General features: G+C 66.4%; 18 protein-coding genes. 9 read left to right on the forward strand and 9 right to left on the reverse strand.

Annotated features, from left to right (window positions below; translation table 11 throughout):
* Positions 1–30: 30 nt before the first annotated feature.
* Positions 31–1,293: an NAD(P)/FAD-dependent oxidoreductase gene (locus tag BMX78_RS02985; protein ID WP_091416192.1), complete on the forward strand. Its 1,263-nt coding sequence runs from the start codon at positions 31–33 to the stop codon at positions 1,291–1,293.
* An 81-nt stretch (positions 1,294–1,374) separates the two neighbouring features.
* Here the strand turns inward: BMX78_RS02985 and gabT are convergent, their stop codons facing one another.
* Together gabT and BMX78_RS02995 are read right to left on the reverse strand one after the other, a co-directional pair.
* On the reverse strand, positions 1,375–2,745 hold the full coding sequence (gabT, locus tag BMX78_RS02990; RefSeq protein WP_091416195.1) for a 4-aminobutyrate--2-oxoglutarate transaminase: 1,371 nt from the start codon (positions 2,743–2,745) through the stop codon (positions 1,375–1,377).
* A gap of 61 nt (positions 2,746–2,806) precedes the next feature.
* A complete protein-coding gene (locus BMX78_RS02995; protein ID WP_091417052.1) occupies positions 2,807–4,237 on the reverse strand; it encodes a gamma-aminobutyraldehyde dehydrogenase in 1,431 nt (476 codons plus the stop codon).
* Between the two features lie 156 nt (positions 4,238–4,393).
* Between BMX78_RS02995 and BMX78_RS03000 the strand changes: the two genes are divergently transcribed.
* Entirely contained in the window at positions 4,394–5,830 is a 1,437-nt protein-coding gene (locus BMX78_RS03000) for a PucR family transcriptional regulator (RefSeq protein WP_091416198.1), read from the forward strand.
* Between the two features lie 107 nt (positions 5,831–5,937).
* Here the strand turns inward: BMX78_RS03000 and BMX78_RS03005 are convergent, their stop codons facing one another.
* Positions 5,938–7,503: a CYTH and CHAD domain-containing protein gene (locus BMX78_RS03005; RefSeq protein ID WP_286138757.1), complete on the reverse strand. Its 1,566-nt coding sequence runs from the start codon at positions 7,501–7,503 to the stop codon at positions 5,938–5,940.
* A 148-nt stretch (positions 7,504–7,651) separates the two neighbouring features.
* Here BMX78_RS03005 and BMX78_RS03010 point away from each other — a divergent pair, with 148 nt between their 5' ends.
* The 3 genes from BMX78_RS03010 (at position 7,652) to BMX78_RS03020 (ending at position 11,074) form a co-directional block, all read left to right on the forward strand.
* The gene (locus BMX78_RS03010) at positions 7,652–9,031 is read left to right on the forward strand and encodes an MFS transporter (RefSeq protein ID WP_091416204.1); all 1,380 of its coding nucleotides are present in this window, start codon (positions 7,652–7,654) and stop codon (positions 9,029–9,031) included.
* Between the two features lie 6 nt (positions 9,032–9,037).
* Positions 9,038–9,718: a FadR/GntR family transcriptional regulator gene (locus BMX78_RS03015; protein ID WP_091416206.1), complete on the forward strand. Its 681-nt coding sequence runs from the start codon at positions 9,038–9,040 to the stop codon at positions 9,716–9,718.
* Between the two features lie 147 nt (positions 9,719–9,865).
* On the forward strand, positions 9,866–11,074 hold the full coding sequence (locus BMX78_RS03020) for an AI-2E family transporter (protein ID WP_091416208.1): 1,209 nt from the start codon (positions 9,866–9,868) through the stop codon (positions 11,072–11,074).
* Positions 11,075–11,150: 76 nt separating this feature from the next.
* On the opposite strand, the gene BMX78_RS03025 is transcribed toward BMX78_RS03020, so the two are convergent.
* On the reverse strand, positions 11,151–11,687 hold the full coding sequence (locus BMX78_RS03025) for a hypothetical protein (RefSeq protein ID WP_091416210.1): 537 nt from the start codon (positions 11,685–11,687) through the stop codon (positions 11,151–11,153).
* A gap of 154 nt (positions 11,688–11,841) precedes the next feature.
* On the opposite strand from BMX78_RS03025, the gene BMX78_RS03030 reads away from it, so the two are divergent.
* The 3 genes from BMX78_RS03030 to BMX78_RS03040 are packed head-to-tail and all read left to right on the forward strand — an operon-like array spanning position 11,842 to position 13,426.
* Positions 11,842–12,132, forward strand: a complete 291-nt coding sequence (locus BMX78_RS03030; RefSeq protein WP_091416212.1) for a hypothetical protein — start codon at positions 11,842–11,844, stop codon at positions 12,130–12,132.
* Between the two features lie 3 nt (positions 12,133–12,135).
* Complete coding sequence (locus BMX78_RS03035; RefSeq protein WP_091416215.1) at positions 12,136–12,963, forward strand: DUF1206 domain-containing protein; 828 nt, start codon at positions 12,136–12,138, stop codon at positions 12,961–12,963.
* Positions 12,964–12,985: 22 nt separating this feature from the next.
* Positions 12,986–13,426: an SRPBCC family protein gene (locus tag BMX78_RS03040; RefSeq protein ID WP_091416216.1), complete on the forward strand. Its 441-nt coding sequence runs from the start codon at positions 12,986–12,988 to the stop codon at positions 13,424–13,426.
* 14 nt (positions 13,427–13,440) lie between these two features.
* Here the strand turns inward: BMX78_RS03040 and BMX78_RS03045 are convergent, their stop codons facing one another.
* From BMX78_RS03045 to BMX78_RS03060, 4 genes are all read right to left on the reverse strand, one after another.
* Positions 13,441–14,376 (reverse strand): TM2 domain-containing protein, encoded by a 936-nt coding sequence (locus BMX78_RS03045; protein WP_091416219.1) that lies wholly within the window; start codon positions 14,374–14,376, stop codon positions 13,441–13,443.
* Positions 14,377–14,516: 140 nt separating this feature from the next.
* The gene (locus BMX78_RS03050; protein WP_091416220.1) at positions 14,517–15,983 is read right to left on the reverse strand and encodes an FAD-dependent oxidoreductase; all 1,467 of its coding nucleotides are present in this window, start codon (positions 15,981–15,983) and stop codon (positions 14,517–14,519) included.
* Positions 15,984–16,081: 98 nt separating this feature from the next.
* The gene (gene cobA / locus BMX78_RS03055) at positions 16,082–17,347 is read right to left on the reverse strand and encodes a uroporphyrinogen-III C-methyltransferase (RefSeq protein WP_091416223.1); all 1,266 of its coding nucleotides are present in this window, start codon (positions 17,345–17,347) and stop codon (positions 16,082–16,084) included.
* Positions 17,348–17,453: 106 nt separating this feature from the next.
* Positions 17,454–18,068 carry a TetR/AcrR family transcriptional regulator gene (locus tag BMX78_RS03060; RefSeq protein WP_170850669.1) on the reverse strand — a complete coding sequence of 205 codons (615 nt, stop codon included), beginning with the start codon at positions 18,066–18,068 and terminating at the stop codon, positions 17,454–17,456.
* Between the two features lie 72 nt (positions 18,069–18,140).
* On the opposite strand from BMX78_RS03060, the gene BMX78_RS03065 reads away from it, so the two are divergent.
* On the forward strand, positions 18,141–18,644 hold the full coding sequence (locus BMX78_RS03065) for a cupin domain-containing protein (protein ID WP_091416228.1): 504 nt from the start codon (positions 18,141–18,143) through the stop codon (positions 18,642–18,644).
* Here the strand turns inward: BMX78_RS03065 and BMX78_RS03070 are convergent.
* A complete protein-coding gene (locus BMX78_RS03070; protein WP_091416231.1) occupies positions 18,641–19,078 on the reverse strand; it encodes an SRPBCC family protein in 438 nt (145 codons plus the stop codon). The genes BMX78_RS03065 and BMX78_RS03070 overlap by 4 nt on opposite strands.
* Positions 19,079–19,153 lie beyond the last annotated feature (75 nt).

The raw sequence follows: 19,153 nt of genomic DNA on the forward strand, positions 1-19,153 counted from the left end.
CGGGGAAGCCCGGTGGAGTAGGTTGCTCGGATGGAGGACTCATATCAGGTCATCGTGATCGGGGCAGGATTCGCCGGCATCGCCGCAGCCAAAGAACTTGGCCGCAAGGGCGTCCGGGTACTGCTGATCGACTCGAACAACTACCACCAGTTCCAGCCGCTGCTGTACCAGGTGGCCACGTCCCAGATCGGCGTGTCAGCCATTGCCCGGCCCATCCGGTCGGTTTTCCGGCGCCGCAGGAACGTCCGGGTCCTGACGGCCGAGGTGTCCGCCGTCGACGCCGCAAACCACACTGTCACCACCGCCGAGGGTGACACTTTCCGCGCGCAGATCCTGGTGGTTGCCGTTGGTGCCGTCCCCAATTTCTTCAACATTCCCGGCGCCGCGGAGCATACCTTCCCGCTGTATTCGGTCACGGACGCAACCCGTTTGGGAACCAGCGTGATTCGGCTGCTGGACCGGGCGGACCGGGAGCCGGGGACGCCGGTGGAGATGGTCGTGGTGGGCGGCGGACCCACCGGCGTGGAGACAGCCGGGGCCTTGGCGGAAAACATCAAATTCGTCGTGGCCAAGTACTTCTCCCCCGAATTGGCTGCACGGTGCCGCGTGCACCTGGTGGACATGGTCCCCACCGTCCTCACCATGTTTTCGGCGAAGTCCCAGGAGTACACCCGGCAGCGCCTGGCAAAAATCGGCGTCCAAATGCACATGGGCGTGGGCGTCACAGAAGTTCGTGACGGCGGCGTGACGCTGGCTGACGGGACGGACATCCCGGGAGGAATCGTGGTGTGGGCCGGCGGGCTCAAGGGCGGCGACCTCCTGGCCGGCTCCGGGCTGCCCCAGGGGAAAGGCGGCCGGATCGATGTCCGCACCGACCTGACCGTTCCCGACGTCGAGGGCGTCTACGTCATTGGCGATGCCGCCAACATCACCGACTCCACGGGAGCCAAGCTGCCGCAGCTCGGCTCAGTGGCCCAGCAGGCCGGCAAGTGGGCAGCCCGCAACATCAACGCAGACCTCAACGGCGGCACCCGGCAGCCGTTCCGCTATCTGGACAAAGGCTACATGGCCATGATCGGGCGGGGAGCGGCGGTGGCTGAACTCGGCCGGCAGCGCATGCAGCTCCAGGGGCCGCTGGCCTTCCTGTCCTGGCTCCTGGTGCACCTGGCGCTCCTGTCCGGATTCCAGCAGAAAATCCGGGCGTTGTTTTCCTGGCTTAACGGGTACGTCCTGCACAGCCCCGCGCAGGTGGTTATCGGCGGGCCGGATAACGTCAACCGACAGCTGCCTTAAAACCCCTGGGCCCCGGAACGGTAGTTCCGGGGCCCAGGTTTTGTTCGCGCCGTTGCGAGGGGACGCTAACTCTGTTGGCGGCTACGCGTTGGCCTTGATGGCCGCAGCCAGGACCTCCAGGCCGTCGTTCAGCAGGTCATCGGTGATAACCAGCGGCGGCAGGAGGCGGATGACGTTGCCGTAGGTGCCGCACGTCAGGATGATGACGCCTTCCTTCAGGCAGGCGGCGGCAACGGCCTTGGTAAGTTCCGGGTTCGGTTCCTTGGAGCCGGGCTGGACCAGTTCGATGGCCAGCATTGCACCGCGGCCGCGGACATCGCCGATGACACCGGTTCCCGCGGCTGCCAGTTCCTGCTGCAGTTCCCGAAGCCGGGTAGTGGCGAGAGCTTCGATGTGGCGGGCACGGCCGTTCAGGTCGTACTCCTCCATGGTGCCGATGGAGGCGAGTGCGGCGGCGCAGGCCACCGGGTTGCCGCCGTAGGTGCCGCCGAGGCCGCCCGGGTGGACGGCGTCGAGCAGGTCTGCCCGGCCGGTGATGGCGGAGAGCGGCATGCCGCCGGCGATGCCCTTGGCCAGGGTCATGATGTCCGGGATGACGCCTTCGTGGTTGACGGCGAACCATTCGCCGGTGCGGCAGAAACCGGACTGGACCTCGTCGGCGATGAAGACGATGCCCTTGTCCTTGGCCCAGGCTGCCAGTGCGGGGAGGAAGCCTTCAGCGGGGACGATGAAGCCGCCCTCGCCCTGGATGGGTTCGATGATGATCGCGGCAACCTGGTCTCCGCCGATCTGCTTTTCGATCATGGTGATGGCGCGCTTGGCGGCCTCGGCACCGGTGATCTCCGGGTTTTCCTCACGGTACGGGTAGCTCATGGGCATGCGGTAGACCTCGGGCGCGAACGGGCCGAAGTTGGTCTTGTACGGCATGGCCTTGGCAGTGAGCGCCATGGTGAGGTTGGTCCGGCCGTGGTAGGCGTGGTCGAAAGCCACGACGGCGTCACGCCCCGTGGCGAGGCGGGCCACCTTGATGGCGTTCTCTACTGCCTCCGCGCCGGAGTTGAACAGGACGGTGCGCTTCTCGTGGTCGCCCGGGGTGAGGCGGTTCAGCTGCTCGGCGACCGCCACGTAGCCTTCGTACGGCGTGACCATAAAGCAGGTGTGGGTGAAGTGCTCCACGGCTTCCTTGACAGCACCGACGACGGCGGGATCGGACGCGCCCACGCTGGTCACTGCGATGCCTGAACCAAGGTCGATGAAGGAGTTGCCGTCCACGTCGTGGATGATGCCGCCGTCGGCGTCGGCAACGTATACCGGGACGCCGGAGGCGACGCCTGCGGCGACGACGGACTTGCGCCGTTCAGCCAGGGCCAGCGACTTGGGGCCCGGGAAGTCGGCCTGGACGCGGCGCTTCTGTTCCAGCCGGAAGGTGATGTCTGATGCGGTGGTGGTCATGGGGGGCCTTTCAGGAATTGCGGGGAGCGTTTGGGGAAGTGGTGCAGTTAGCGCGGACTCGTCAGGCGTCCAGTGCGCTCATCACGTGCTTGATGCGCGTGTAGTCCTCGACGCCGTACATGGAGAGGTCTTTGCCGTAGCCGGACTGCTTGAAGCCACCGTGCGGCATTTCGGCGGTGAGGAGGATGTGGGTGTTGATCCAGACGGCGCCGAAGTCCAGGTCGCGGCTGAGCCGCATGGCCGTGCCGTGGTTGGAGGTCCAGACGCTGGAGGCCAGGGCGTAGTCCACATCGTTGGCCAGTTCCACCGCTTCTTCTTCCGTGCTGAACTTCTGCACCGTGATGACCGGGCCGAATGTTTCCTGCTGGACGATGCTGTCCGTCTGCTTCGCACCGGTGACGATGGTGGGCTCGAAGAAGAAGCCCTTATCCCCCGCCTGGTGTCCGCCGGTTTCGATCCGGCAGTGCGCTGGAAGGTTTTCCACCACGGAGCTGACCTGCTTGAAGTGGTTGATGTTGTTCAGCGGGCCGAAGTAGTTGTCTTCGTCGTTCTGCGAGCCGGTGTGCAGGGTTTTGGTGTGCTCCACCATGGCTGCCACAACGTCGTCATGCACGGATTCCTCCACCAGGACCCGGGTGATGGCGGTGCAGTCCTGCCCGGCGTTGAAGAAGGCGAATTCGGCGATGGCCGCGGCGCTCTTCTTGATGTCGGCGTCCTTGAACACGATGGCCGGCGCCTTGCCGCCCAGCTCCAAGTGGGCGCGCTTGAGGCTCTTCGCGGCACCGGAGGCGACGGCGATGCCGGCGCGGACCGAGCCGGTGATGGACACCAGGCCGGGAACCTTGTGGTCCACCATCATGGCTCCGGTCTGGCCGGTGCCCAGCACCACGTTCAGGACGCCGGCGGGGAAGATGTCACCGGCGAGACGGGCCAGGACCAGGGTGGACTCCGGGGTGGTGTCCGAGGGCTTCAGGACAACGGTGTTGCCGGCTGCGAGCGCGGGGCCGATCTTCCAGATAGCCATCAGGAACGGGTAGTTCCAGGGCGCCACCTGGGCCACAACGCCGATGGGTTCGCGGCGGACGTAGGAGGTGTGGCCCTCGAAGTACTCACCAGCTGACTTGCCCTCGAGGATGCGGGCTGCTCCGGCGAAGAAGCGCAGCTGGTCCGCACCAGCGGCGACTTCCTCAGACGCGATCAGGGAACGCACCTGGCCCGTGTTGCGGTGCTGCGCCTCCACCAGTTCGTCGCTGTTGGCCTCGACGGCGTCGGCGAGCTTGAGCAGCATCAGCTGGCGCTGGCCGGGCGTGACGTGCTTCCAGCTCTTGAAGGCTTCCTTGGCTGCAGCCATGGCAGCGTCCACGTCCTGCTGGTTGGAGATGGGCGAGTGCGCCACCACTTCACCGTTCGTGGGGTTCACGATGTCCAGCGTGCCGCTGCCGGCGGGCGTGACAAAGGAACCGTTGATGAAGTTCTGCAAGGTTTGGACCACGGTGTGCAACCTCTTTCCTGGGGGCCATCGGCGTCGAAACTGATGGATCTGACTGCCTTGAGCCTATGCCAGCGCCCCTGCGCCGTGAATAGCCACCTGCACACCTTTCCTGCCGCTTTTTAGTGCGGTTGACTAGCGCCCGTTTATCCTTGGTTCATGGCCATTTCCCTTGCTGCCCTCCTGGGTGTCAAATCCCTGAACCTGTCCAAAGTGGGGGTCGCCGAGACCACCTGGCACGAGGACATCAACTGGGTGGCTGTGACCGAACTGGAGGACCCGCAGCGCTTCATCAATGGCGGCGAGCTCATCCTCACCACTGGCTTGCGGCTGAAATCGGCCCCCGAGCAGCGGCGTTTTGTCCGGCAGGTACAGCGGGCCGGAGCCGTGGGTATCGGGTTCGGCGTGGGGCTGTCACATGAAGCAGTACCGCCGGCCCTGCTTGCCGAGGCCAACCGCTGGGGCCTGCCGGTGGTGGAAGTCCCCTACGAAACACCCTTCATCGCCATCGGCAAGCTGGTGGCGGACGCCCAGTCCGCGGACCATTACGCGAAACTGGAACGGCTGATCGCCGGCCACCAGGTGCTGGCGCGCGCACTGCTGACCGGCGGCGGCCTGGCCGAGCTCCTGAAGCACCTGGGCGGCATGCTCCGCGCGGACATCGCGCTCACCCAGTTCACGGCACAGCTGTACAACAGCACCAAAGACAGTCCGCAGGCCGATACCTGGGCGTCCTACCCCATCCCCACCGGCCGGCGGGATGCCTGCACCCTCTGGGTCCGCAAGCCCTTTGAGGACTCGGGCATCATCGGGTACGCCCAGAACCTGATCAGCGTTGAGCTGAACAACATGGTGAAGCAGCGCCAGGCCGAGCGTGCCCTGTGCGGGCAGGTGCTGGAAGACGTGATCCACGGGGCGCTGGAGACCAGCGAGGCGCAGCGCCGCCTGGCCGGGGTGGGCATCAACAGCACACGCAAGAACGTGGTGCTGCTGGCTGTCTCCGCCGCCCATCACAAGGCCCTGGTGAGCACGTCGGTGCCGCGGGAACTGGAGAAGTCCGTTGCCGCCGTCGTGGGCAAGGACCTGATGCTGGTGATGAACGACGACGGCGGGGCGGCGCCGTCGCTGGCGCGGAAGTTGAGCGACCACCTGGCGGAGGCGGGGATTCACGCCACGATCGGCATCGGCGGCGCGTACACCAAGCCGAACGGCCTGCGCTGGAGCTACTTTGAGGCGCGGGATGCGGCCAGCCACGGGCTGCCGGTCAACGAGCCGGAGCGGCTGAGCCTGACGTCGCTGCTGCTGGCCAGTGAGGACGTGCCGCTGGCGGACATGGCCCACGAGTCCCTGAATCCGCTGCGGACCTTCGACGCCGCCCATGGTGCCGAACTGATGACCACGCTGGAAAGCTACCTGAACAACAACGGCTCCGTGGCCGCCGTCGCCGAGGAGCTCACCCTGCACCGCAACACGGTCAGGTACCGGCTGGCACAGATCACTGAACTGACCGGTTACGACCCCGCGGTCACCACGGACCGGGTGCAGCTCTGGCTCGCTCTTGCGGTGGCCCGGCTGTCCGCCCGGCAGGGGAAGTAGCCGCAACGGGGGTCAGACAGGGAAGTAGCCGCAACGCGGAGTCAGACAGCGCCCAATAGTTGGGGTTGAAAGGGCGTTATCTGACCCCGCGTTGCCTTGCGCAGCCCCTACAGAACCCCGCGCCGCAGCAGGCCACGGGACTTTTTCCGGGCCTTGCGGTACTTGGCCTCGGACTGGTCCATGACGTCGGCCTGGCGTTTCCGAAGCACCGCCATCGCCTCGGCCGCGGCCTCCGCCATGGCAGGGCCCGCTTCCAGGTCCTGCAGCAGCTTCCGGGCCACCACGGCGTCGTGGAAGCCGCCGAGGATTTTCTGCTGCTTGTGGGCTGCCCTGGCCACTTTCCCGGCGCGTTTGCCCTTCACCAGCGCCGCCAGCTCGGCCACGTGCCGCAGCCGCTTGGCCTCCTTGCGGACCTGGTGGAGCGCGTTTTCGTAATCGGTGCCGCGCCGGGCCTGGCGGGCGGCCTTCTGCGAGCGCCGCAGCCTGCGCACGGACTTGTCCACGGCTTTTACGGCGAGCCGGCGGCCTGCCGCCGCCTCGTCCGCCCTCACCGGCGGCTTATCGCGGAAGTCTTCAAGGTTGTCCAGCAGCCGAAAATACCGCTCGGACTGAAGGGCCTTGTGTACCTGGCGGTAACCGGCGTCGAATGCCGCTCCGGCCTTGCGCTCCACGTGCTCGCGGACGGCGTCCGTGCCGGCGCCCGGCGGAAGCCCTGCCAGTTGGCTGCGCAGCCCTGCCAGGACCACCTCGGCGTCCCGCGGATCGCCCAGCAGCTGGCCGAGCCAGTCCAGCTCATCCCGCAAGCGCCGGACGGGCGTGGCCCGGTAAAGCTTCTTGTACGCGGCCAGCACCGACCGGAGCCGGCGGATGGCGGACCTCATGTTGTGGATGCCCTCGGGTTCCTCCAGCCTGACCGCGGCGTCCTCGGCGAGGAGCCGGCGCAGTTGCTCCGTCACGTAGACGGTGACGACGGCGGCGGCCGGTGCCTTCGTTCCGGCCTGCAGTTCCACCGGGGCTGCCTGGCCTTCCAGCGCTGCGCCCGCCTTTGACTCGCCCCCGAGGGCCCGGGCCAGTTTGGATGCGTGGCCGGCCGGACGGGCTCCCGCAGCCAGGAGCAGCGGCTCTGCGGGCTCGAACAGCTCCGGCCCGCCGTGAACCAGTTCGAGTTCCCACTCGCGCCAGGTCTGCGGCTGTTCTTCCGCGTCACCGGGGCGCAGGCGGGCTGCCTCCACCCAGTCATCTGCCAGGTCCGCCAGGTGCGTCCCGTCCCCGGCGTACAGCGCGTGGGTGGTGCGCCGGGTCTGAAGCCGCACTACGGGCCTCACGTCGGCTCCCCGAAGATGAGCCTGGACATGCGCCATCAGGCTTTCAGGCACGACGTCGGGCTGGCCCAGCGGCGCGTGCACCTCGCGGCGGTGCTGGGGTTCTGTTCCAGCGGTTGCTTCCGGCGGCAGCTTCAGGTGCCAGCCGGCGTCGGCCCCACCGGTGCGGCGGCGCAAGGTGATGCGGCGGGAGGCGAGCGTGTGCTTGTCCGTATCGAAGTAGACGGCCTCCAGGACGGCAGTATGCGGCGTCCCGACGCTGGCCACGCCCGGCAGTTCTTCCAGCGCGGGCACTGCGGCGTCTTCACCGACGTCGTACTTCTTCTCGATCTCAATTCCCTCGGAAGCCATCACAGCCGTCCTTCCGCACTCGTCACGCATGGCCTGGACGGATTGGCGCCCCAGCCCCCGCTGGCAGTCTATTGCCCGGGCAGGCAGCGGCGGGAGAGCTTGACCACAAAACTGGAAACATCAAACGTCTAACCTTTAGCCTAGGGAGATGCCCGCCACTCCCCCCTCCGCTGCAATCCCGTACACCGCACATGCTTCGGCGCCTGCCACTGCTTCGGCCCAGGTGCGGGCCGCCGCGCCTGCTGTCGCGGGCACTTCTGGAGGTGAGGCAACCAAGCCGCGCTCCGCCGTCGTGTTCGGCGTGATAGCTCTGGTACTCATCGGGCTCAACCTGCGGGCGGGCATCACCGGGGCATCGGCGCTTCTGCACGACCTGCAGACCGTATTGGGTTACGGACCCCTCGTGGCTGCCATCATCCCCTCCATCCCCACACTCTGCTTCGCCCTGGCCGGCGCCGGTACCTCATGGCTGACAGGCAAATTGGGCGTGGAGAAGGCCATCCTGCTGTCACTCTCCCTGCTGGCCGGCGGGCTCCTGCTCCGCGGCATCCCCGCCACCGGAATGCTGGTACTGGGCAGCGTGGTGGGAATGTCCGGGCTGGCAGTGTGCAACGTGGCCATGCCGTCCTTCATCCGTGACCACTTCGCGCACCGGACCTCGCTCATGACGGCCGTCTATACGGTGACCATGACCACCGGGGCCACCGTCACGGCCGTTGCCGTGGTTCCGTTGGCGCAGGCCCTGGGATCGCCGTCCGCGGCCGTCGGCGCCATTGGAATCACCGCCGTCGCCGCGTTCCTCGGCTTCCTCCCCGTCGCCTTGCACGCACACCGCAACAGCACCCGGTCCGCGGCCCGGCATGTGTCCCCCTGGCCGCTGCTGCGGACCCGGAAAGGGCTGCTCCTGACGGCAATCTTCACGCTCCAGGCCCTGTTGGCCTATGCCTTGCTGAGCTGGTTCCCGTACATGCTCACCACCATGGGCATGAACGCTTCGGACAGCGGGCTGATGTTCGGGCTGATGCAGCTGGTGTCCGTTCCTGCGGGCATGCTGCTCATTGCCATCGGTTCCCGCCCCCGGATGCTGCGCCCGGCGTTTTACCTGGTCAGCATCACCATGGCCGCGGGACTTGCCCTGCTCCTGGTCCTGCCGGTGGCCTTGGCCGTTGTTCCCGCGGTCCTGCTGGGGTTCGGCCTGGGCATCTTCCCGCTGGTGATGGTGATGATCAGCCGGAGCGGAGCCAGCACGGCCGAAACCACAGCACTTTCCACCCTTGCCCAGTCCAGCGGATACCTGCTCGCCACCGCCGGCCCCTTCGGCATGGGACTGCTGCACAGCGCCACCGGCGGCTGGATCCTGCCCCTTGCGTTACTGCTTTTCGTGTCGCTGGTCCAGATTGTGGTGGCGCACCTGATCACCGGCAGCGCGATGACCCGCGGCGCAACTGGCGCGATTGCCGTCCGCACGGCCGGATCACCCGCGGCCAAATCTTCCGCGGCCGCATTTCCCGCAGCCGGGCGGAAGTAGGACGCCATGGCCCTCAGTACCTCACACCGTCCGCCGCTTGCCGAGGAAGTCACGGCAAAGCTTCGCGCCATGATCCACTCCGGCGAATGGCCCCTGCACCAGCGCATCCCCTCCGAGACCGGACTGATGACGGATCTGGGCGTCTCGCGGGGCACGCTGCGCGAGGCCATCAAGGCCCTGGCGCACAGCGGCATGCTGGAAGTGCGCCGCGGAGACGGCACCTACGTCCGCGCCACCAGCGAGATCTCCGGTGCCGCCCGCCGCATGTACCAGGACCACACGGAGGCCCACATCCTGGAGGTCCGCCTCGGCCTGGACACCCAGGCGGCCCGGCTGGCGGCGCGCCATGCCACGCCCGACGACGTCGCGGCCCTGCGCGCGCTCCTTAGCGACCGGGCCCAGGCCTGGAAAAGCCAAGACTATGCGGCGTGGGCGCGTGCCGACTGGGGTTTCCATGAGCGGGTGGCGCAGGCGTCCGGCAACCCCCTGCTGCATGAGCTCTACGTCAGCTTCGGCGCCGTGGTCCATGAGGACATGCTCAAGCAGCTTCTCCGGCCCGGATTCGACGGGCTGCAGCACGAGGGGCATGACCTACTGCTCGAGGCCATAGAGCAGGGCGATGAGGACGGGTCCGTGGCCACCGTAAACCGGAACCTCAACTCCTGCGCGGAATGGCTGGCGGCGTAGCGGCTCCTCCTTCGAAGGGAAATGCGGCGGTCACGGGGTTTCACCCGGCCCTAATCGGTCAGTAGGCTTACTATTCGACGAAGGTTGTCTTCCTGGCGTGCTCCTACACGCGCACCAGGGTACCCGCCGACGAATGAGGAGTTCCCCATGGCGCGAGCACGCCTGACCGAACAGGTACCGGGCACCGATACCCCGCAGCCGCTACCGGCGCCACATCCAAACGGCCACGAACCGGCCGCGGCTCCAAAGAAACGCCCGGCCAAACAGCCCAGCGCACTTTGGACTGACGGGCTGGGCAGGGTGGGCACCCGGGCAGCCCAGGTCCTGCTGATCCTGACGGTCGCGGTGGTGTCCGTCTACGCGCTGATGCAGATCAAACTCCTGGTCATTCCGGTCCTGATCGCGCTGATCCTGGCGGCGGCGATAGGACCGTTCGTCAACATGCTCCGGCGCCGCGGGCTCCCCGGCGGAGTGGCCACCGGCATCGCCTTCTTCGCCCTGCTGGCTTTGCTCGCCGGTATTTCCACCGTGATCTACTTTTCCGTCCGCAACCAGTGGGGCGAGCTGGCGGCCCAGGCTTCCTCAGGACTGGACGAGCTGGAGCAATTCCTGCTGACCGGCCCGGTTCCCATCGAGCAGGAACAGCTGAACCAGGCGCGCGAGGGGATCGTGCAGTTCGCCACCAGCAGCCAGGTCCGCTCCGGCGCCATCACCGGCCTGTCGGTGGTCACCGAATTCATCGCGGGGGCCAGCCTGATGGTGGTCATCCTGTTTTTCTTCCTCAAGGACGGCGCCAAGATCTGGAACTTCTTCCTTCGACCCTTCAGCGGGCAGCGGGAAGCGAAGCTGCGCCGGGTGGGCAGCCGGACCCTCGAGGTGCTGGGCGGGTACGTGCGCGGCACCGCCATCGTGGCCCTGGTGGACACGGTGGCCATCGGCGCCGCACTGCTGATCATGCAGGTTCCGCTGGCCTTCCCGCTGGCCATCATCGTGTTCATCACCGCATTCATCCCGCTGGTGGGCGCCACTGTCGCCGGCATCCTGGCCGCTCTAGTGGCGCTGGTGGCGAACGGGCCGGTGGTTGCCCTGATCGTGGTGGCCGTGGTGGTGGCGGTCAACCAGCTCGAAGGCGACCTCCTACAGCCGATCGTGATGGGCAAGTCGCTGCAGCTCCACGCGCTGGTGATCCTGATGGCACTGACGGCCGGCACTATCCTGGCGGGCATCATCGGTGCGGTGCTGTCGGTGCCGCTGGCCGCCGTCGCCTGGGCCATCATCCAGGTGTGGACGGCAGAGGATCCAAACCTGGAGGACATGAATCCGAACCTGCCTCCCCCGCACAGCCAGCCGGTCTAGCCCTGGCCTGTAACCAGGCATAACGACGACGGTCCGGCACCTGGGTGCCGGACCGTCGTCGTACGTCTTTGTTGCGTTAGCGCTGCAGGCCCGCGAATACGTTCTTGGGCCGCTGCATCTCGCCATGCTTGGCGCCCAGGACGACCACCAGGCCGGCGAACGCCGGGATGACCCACTGCAGCACCTTGAGCTGCTGCTGCGCCGCCTTCAGTTCGTCCGAGGCGTCCGGCCGCGGCTCCGTGGCACCCTCAGCGCCCTGATCGGCCAGCTTCTCCACCTTCTTGCCCAGGATGCCTGAGTACAGCGTCACGGCAGCGCCCGCCAGCGTCACCGCCGTCTTGATCACCGTGTCCCGCGCTACACCGTCCTGCTTGGCAATGCGCTCCTTGTTCTCCCAGGCGATGGCGAGGTCCGCCACCAGGTGGGAGGCGAACGCAGCCGTCTGGAAGGGCGCCCACTTCATCCACCCGGCACTGGAGAGCCGGGTCCGCTCTGACGGCTCCCTGGCCGCCGCTGCCGCACCGTTCAGGCCGATAGCACCCATCAAGGATCCACCGAACCATGCTGCTGCCGTCAGGTCGTGAACCGACCGGGCAATAAGATTTCCTGCCATGATGTGCATTCCTAACGTTGAACTGGTTACAGATGCCGTGCCTGCGGACGTCTCTTGCCGTGTCCCCTCAAGGTCATGGTGCGCCTATGGTAAGCACACTTACTAATGTTACGAAAGCCCGTCTTGTACAGGCGCAACGCGTAATATCTTGGGCATGGGTACTACAGGGAGTTTGTTCGGCTGGGCCTTTGGTGACCCCGCCCGTGAAGATGATGGCAGCTACGTGGAGAAGCTTCAGCGCGAAGCGTTCGGGAATGCGCGGGACACTGCCAAAGCCAAGGGCGTGGCAGTGGTGCCGGGAACCGAAGTCTTCACCGTGCTGAGCGGAAACGATTCCCTCGTGGAACTGGAGAACGCCCCCGGGCAGCTGGTGGTCCGCTGCACCGTCCACGTCGAGGGACCAGGCGCGGAGAAGATCCGCGCCGAAGGACCCATGAACGGATAAGCAATGTCGGACAGCGACTCCACCCTCAGCCAGGCAGCGGATGCCGTCGAGGAGGCCTCGAACCACCCGGCCCTCGACGTCCTGGCCCGGGCCGGGTTCGCGGTTATGGCGCTGCTGCACGTCATCATTGGGGCCATCGCCATTGCGGTGGCCTTCGGCCAGCCCGGAGAGGCCGAGCCCACGGGCGCCATCGAACAGCTCGCGGCCAATGCGTGGGGACCGGCCGTGATGTGGGTCTGTGTGGCTGCGTGCCTGGGCCTTGCTTTATGGCAGGCCAGTGAAGCCACGCTCCGGGCCCGCCGCCTTCCCCGCAAGGAGCGGCTGGCCAAGCTGGTTTCCTCGGGCTTCCTGGCCATCGCCTACGGCAGTGTAGGCCTCAGTTTCGCGGGTTTCGCCGTCGGACTGCGGGGCGACTCCAGTGAGAGCACCCGCGATTTCAGTGCTTCGCTGATGGGAACCCCGTGGGGGCTGTGGGCGCTGGTGGCGCTGGGCCTGACCATCATCGGGATCGGCGTCTACTTCATCTTCAAAGGCATCCGGCGGGGGTTCAAGGAGGAACTCTTCCACTTCGACGGCACCCGGCGCGGACGGCTTATCGACAGCCTGGGCATCTCAGGCCATATCGCCAAAGGCGCTGCCCTGTGCCTCACCGGGCTGCTCTTTGTGATTGCCGCCGCGAAGCATAACGCCAACGAATCCACGGGATTGGACGGCAGCCTCAAGGCGCTCCGCGACCACCCCTTCGGCCCCTACCTGCTGGTTGCCATCGGGGCCGGATTCATCGCCTACGGAATTTTCGCCCTCATCCGGTCGCGCTTCGGGCGGATGTAGCTCCACTACAGGAAGGAACGCCATGTCCACCGTGTCACAGCTGTTCAACACCCCTGCCGCCGATGTCTGGCGGGTCATTGCCGACGGCTGGCTCTACTCCGGCTGGGTAGTGGGTGCCTCAAGGATCCGCGCGGTGGATGACACCTGGCCGCAGGCCGGCTCACGCCTCCACCATTCCGTGGGCGCATGGCCGATGGTGATCAACGACAGCACTCGCGTGACAGCTGCCGAACCGGAGAAGTCACTGGAACTGGTGGCGCGCGGCTGGCCGCTGGGCGAGGCCAAAGTGATGATCACCCTGCAGGACCAGGGCAACCAGTGCCTTGTCACCATGGCCGAGGACGCTATCCGCGGCCCGGGCAAGAAGGTCCCGAAGGCACTGCGGGATCCGATGATCACCATGCGCAACCGCGAGACGCTCAAGCGGCTGGAGCTGATGGCGGCAGGCGGAGCCGGGAAGTAGCCCGGCCGGGTTAACTACTCCGCGGTCAAAGTGAAGGTGGATGCCTGGTCGCCGAAGTCATCGCTGACCACTACCTTGACCGGCCCCTTCTTGACGTCAAACGCAATGAGCCCCTGGCGGAGATCCCCGACGCCCACTTCCTCAGTGGGCAGGCCGCCCAGGCCATCCTCAAGATAGATCCGTTCGCCCTGGTTGCCCTCCGAGTCGTACGCCTCGAAGTTCATCGGCGCGGCCGTGCTGGTTCCGGTGAGCGTCTCCCATGAGACCTCGAACACCAGGAACCCTCCGTTCGCCGGTTTCAGGTAGGACATGGCCGGGATCTCGGTGGTGTACAGGGAATCGAGGACGCCGATCTTTACGGTGTTGCCTTCGGACACGGTGACCACGAGGGAGTTTTCATCGGTGGTGCTTCCGGATGATGGAGCGGGCGCTGACTGCGAGGCCGGGGGAAGAGGCGGCTGAACGGGAACGTTCCGGCCCTCGAGGGCTGCAGCTGTGATGCTGATGGACACGACAGTGAGCAGGATGGCCGTAATCATGCTTGCGAGCCAGAGGATTACTGTGATGATCCACGCCTTCTTTTTGTTCTCCGGGTAGCCTTCCAGCGGACGGCCATCCTTGTCCCTGGCATTCCCGGTCAGCGTGATGATCAGGTCAACGATGGCCCAGATACCCAGTCCGCCCAGCGTCAGCAGCTTGGCGACGCCGGTGCCAATCTTGCCGAGATAGAACCGGTCCGCGCCCAGGCTGCCGAGCAGGAGGGACAGAAGCCAGGTAGTGACGAAGGACTTGCCCGGCCCGCCGGCGTAAGGAACCTGCCCGTATGGCTCCGGCTGGTAGCCGCCGGACTGTCCTCCCTGGTAGTGCCCGGCGAAACCGGACGGAGCAGGCGGAACGGGCGGAACTGACGCGCCGTTTTCGGGCGCAGGCGGGTAACTGGGGTGGCTCATGGAGGGTCCTTAGGTAAGGGCAGGCGGAATGGCAGCGGCCGGCCGGGGCCGGCAAGTGTTTCTCCAATGAATTTACTTTATTGGCCAAAAAAGTGGGATGGGCAGAAATGCCCATCCCACTGATTTGACTTCGAAAAGCGCTAGACCTGCGCGGCTACACCGTCGCGGGAGATGTCCACCATGTCCTCGCGCGGCACTACCTTGATGCGCTCACGCTTGACCTCAACACCGTGCGAGCCGCCTGCTTCCGTGGCTGCTGCGCCAAGGGCGAGTTCGTGGGCGTCCAGTGCCAGCCAGCCTTCCCAGCTGGTGAACTTCACGCCACGGGCGTCCAGGAGTTCCACCACGGCGTCCTCGGCCGGAACGCTGGCCACCGGAAGGTTTTCGCGGTCTTCCAGCAGGTAGGTGACGGTCTCCAGGGCGTCGCCCTTGGTGTGGCCGATCAGGCCGACGGGACCGCGCTTGATCCAGCCCGTGGCGTAGATACCCGGCACGTGGGTGCCGGAGGCATCCAGGACGCGGCCGCCGTCGTTCGGGACCACACCCTTCTTGTGGTCGAACTCGATCTCCGGCAGGGCGGAACCGAAGTAACCGATGGCCCGGTACACGGCCTGGACCGGGTAGTCCACGAACTCCCCGGTGCCGCGGGCGTTGCCCGTGCCATCCAGCTCGGTGCGCTCGAACTTGATGCCGGCCACCTTGCCGGGCGTCTCGGCGTCGTCGTAAATCTCCACCGGGCTGTGCAGGAAGTGCAGGTGCAGGCGGCGGGAAGCCTTCAGCTCGGAGACGTCCTCGGGCTGCTCGGCGATCCAGTTGGTGAGCGTGCCGACCATGGTCTTGGTCTGGTTGTTCGTCTGGATCTGGCGGTCCGATTCCTCGTCGAACTCGAAGTCCTCCGGGTACAGGATGATGTCCACGTCCTTGGAGTGGGACAGCTCGCGCAGCTCCAGCGGGGTGAACTTGACCTGGGCAGGCCCGCGGCGGCCGAAGACGTGCACGTCGGTGACCGGCGAGGCCTTCAGTCCGGCGTAGACATTGTCCGGGATTTCCGAGACCAGCAGGTCGTCGGCGTGCTTGGACAGGACGCGCGCCACGTCCAGGGCAACGTTTCCGTTGCCGATGACGGCGATTTCCTTGGCTTCGAGGGGCCATTCACGGGGAACGTCAGGGTGGCCGTCGTACCAGGAGACGAAGTCCGCGCCGCCGTAGGAGCCGTCCAGCTCGATGCCGGGGATGTTCAGGTCCGCGTCCTTGATGGCGCCGGTGGCGAAGATGACGGCGTCGTAGTGGGTGCGGAGGTCCTCGATGGTGAGGTCGGTGCCGTAGTCCACGTTGCCGAAGAAGCGGATGTCGCCGCGGTCCAGGACCTTGTGCAGGGCGTTGACGATGCCCTTGATGCGGGGGTGGTCCGGGGCCACGCCATAGCGGATCAGGCCGTAGGGTGCCGGGTAGCGGTCAAAGAGGTCGATGCTCACGGTCAGCTCGCCGCTCTTGACGGCCTCGCTCTTGGTGAGGATATCCGCGGCGTAGACGCCTGCCGGGCCGGAGCCCACGACGGCGACGCGCAGCGGACGGTCGGCAGAACCTACGGTGGTGCTTGATGACACGGCTGTGTTCCTTTTCTTCGTTCCGTCCCAACTAAGTTGCGCTAAGTGTCGTTTTGAGGGCTCAAAACGACACTTGGCGCTACTTAGTTGGGTGGGGGCTAGGTGGTAACGGAGGTCTTGCGGGGGCTGTTGGGGGTGGTGGTTCCGTAATCAGCGGTTTTGAAGTGCGACGGCGCGAACGGGCTCACGCGCACCACGTCACCGATGACTATGACTGCCGGGTTGGCCACACCGGCGGCTTCCGCCTGGTCCGCAATGGAACCGAGGGTGCCGATGGTGACGCGCTGGTTGGGCAGGTAACCGTTCTCCACGATACCAACCGGGGTGTCCGCCGGCATGCCGGCTTTGCCCAGGGCGGACGCGGATTCGCGCAGCTGGCCCACCCCCATGAGCAGCACCACGGTGTGGTCAGGGCGGGCCGGAACTTCGGACAGTTCCTCGTGGCCGGTGACCACGCTGAAGCCCTTGGCGAGGCCGCGGTGCGTCACGGGGATGCCGGCTGCGGCGGGGACGGAGATCGCGGACGTGACGCCGGAAACCACTTCAACGTCGACGCCGTGCTGGCGGCAGTATTCGGCTTCCTCGCCGCCGCGGCCCAGGACGTAGGGGTCCCCGCCTTTGAGCCGGACCACGCGGTGGCCCTTGAGTGCTTCCTCCACAAGGATCCGGTTGATCTCGGACTGGGGCACTGGGTGGTGGCCGGGGGTCTTGCCAACCTCGATGACGTGGACGTCCGGTGCCAGTTCGTTGAGCAGTTCGCGGGGGCCCAGGCGGTCTGCCACCACAACGTCGGCCTGGCCGAGGAGCCGGCGGCCGCGGACGGTGATGAGGCCGGTGTCGCCTGGACCGCCGCCCACCAGGGCAACGGAACCATTACGGGCGGCCCGGCGGCGACGCAGCGGAAGGTCACCGGTTTCCAGCGCAGTGGCGACGGCGTCGCGCACGGCCATGGCGCGGCGCGGGTCTCCCCCGGCGTTCACGGCGATCTTGACGTCGTCCACTTCTGCGACGGCGGGGGTCCAGGCGGCTGAGGCTTCGTGGTCGGAGGCGTTGACGCACCAGATGCGCTGCGCCTCGGCGTCGGCGGAAACCTGGGCGTCCACGGCGGAATCACCGGTGGCGGTCTGGACGAACCAGACGCCGTCGACGTCGGAGGAAGAGTAGGTGCGCGCTTCCCAGGTGAGGAGGCCGGCGCCAGCCAGTTCCTGGAGTGCGGCGGAGGCAACCGGAGCCACGACGGTGACCCGGGCACCGGCGTCGAGCAGCCCCTTGGCGCGGCGTGCAGCAACGGGGCCGCCGCCCACCACCAGCACGGGGCGGCCAAGGAGGCGCAGTGCTGTGGGGTAGATATCCTGAATTGCCATGAATCAACGGTAGGGCCGCGTCACAATCGCCCACAAAGGCCGAGCAACACCAGTTCACGTAAGGTAACGCTGCGTCACATAGTGGTTCGCCGCCGTCGTCCGCCAGTCAGTCCCTGGGCGGCAGTCCATGCTGCAGTGCGTGCGACAGAAGCCCCGCCGCCGTCCAGCGCATCGACACGGCCGCTTCTTCCCTGCTGAGGCCGCCGATGTCGGTCAGCCACACCAGCGCCTCGATTCCGATGGCGCTGCGGATCGACAAGGCCAGCCGGCGGATGTCCTTGTCGTCCATCTTTCCCCGGAGCGGCGAGAGCGCCTCGCTGATCCAGGCAATGGCCCGTCCCTGCCGGAGCGGAAGGTCCTTCTGCCGGCTTCCAGGGGGCTCAAGCGAAAGCCGCAGCATAGTGCGCTGCTGGGATTCGGTGTGGATGATCATCGTGGTGAATTCCTTCACCACAGCATCCAAACGGTCAGCCACGTCCTCAGGCGGAGAGGCTGGCAACAGGGACGTTCGGCCCGTTTCCGGATGCGCCGCTGCCAGCAGCTCGCGCTGGCCGGGGAAATACCGGTACGCGGTACTGCGCGCAATCCCGGCCACCAGAGCCGCTTCGTCCACCGTTGGCGTGGTGCCTGAAGCGACGAGCTGGCGGGCGGCAGCTACCAAGGCATCCAGCGTCCGCCGCTTCTGCCCCGTCCGCCCAACCTCCGCATAGGTTCTTGACATGCTCTTTATGGTACTCCAGTCTTGTCATGGGACAGCCGTCCCATAAGCCATCCACTCATCGAGGCGAGCATCATGGAGACGAAGCAGCCAGCCACAGCAGTCATCCGGCAGCCGGGCGAAGGTGCCAAACGCTGGTTCTTCGGCGGAGGTGTGCACACGTGGAAAGCGAGAGCTGAGGAGACTGCCGGGGCCTTCCTCCTCTTTGAAGACGAGATGGGCCTCGGCAAGGTCACGCCGCTGCATACTCATCCAGACGCTGACGAAACCATGTACATCCTGGCGGGGGAGATTCTGGTCAACATCGACGGGACCGAGCACCGCGTGGCTGCCGGCGGGCTGGTCATCGCACCCCGCGGTGTCGCGCATGCGTTCAAGGTGCTTCAAGAGGGGACCAAGGTGCTGTGCCTGCACACTCCCGGCGGGGCGCAGGCGTTCTATGATGGCGCCAGCGAACCGCTCTCGGGTTCTGATGACCCCAATGGATCAGGCGCGGTGGACTTCAGCCGAATCCAGGCGTCCGGCCAGGCCCACGGCGGGATCGAGATCATTGGGCCGCCGCCCTTCGCACAGCCCTAGCGGTTAGTTAATCCGGCGGCGCCGCCCGCAAGGAATTGGCCCCGGCGCTTGATGAGGCGCTTCAGGTACCGCGCCAGGAACAGCCGTTCGACGGCGAGGCCCACCACACCCAGCGGGGCGGTGAGCTCCACCTTGTCCACCATAACGCTCCCGGTGGCTGTAGCAACGAAGTCGTGGACATGCCGGGAAGACTTGAAGGGGCCCGTGACCTGTTCGTCAGTGAAGCTGCGGGGGAAAACCAGGCGTGTGATCCGGCTGGTCATGGTCAGCGGGATCCCGAAATGCCTGGCCCGCCACGTCACCGCCGGCTCCCCCGACGCACGCTGGGATTCCACGTGCACGTCGATGCTGCGCGCCAGGTCGAAGAGCCGCTCCACAGGCAGCTGCGACTTGGCGCGGCATACAAACTGGCTGTCATGGCGCCAGTCTGCCATTGTCTGCCTCCGCAGCTGCCGCGGTCGTGGGGCACTTTGGCGCTTGGGTTGAGGTTCCAGTGGCGGTTTGGCGGT

Source organism: Arthrobacter sp. OV608 (assembly GCA_900110595.1).
Lineage (GTDB): Bacteria > Actinomycetota > Actinomycetes > Actinomycetales > Micrococcaceae > Arthrobacter.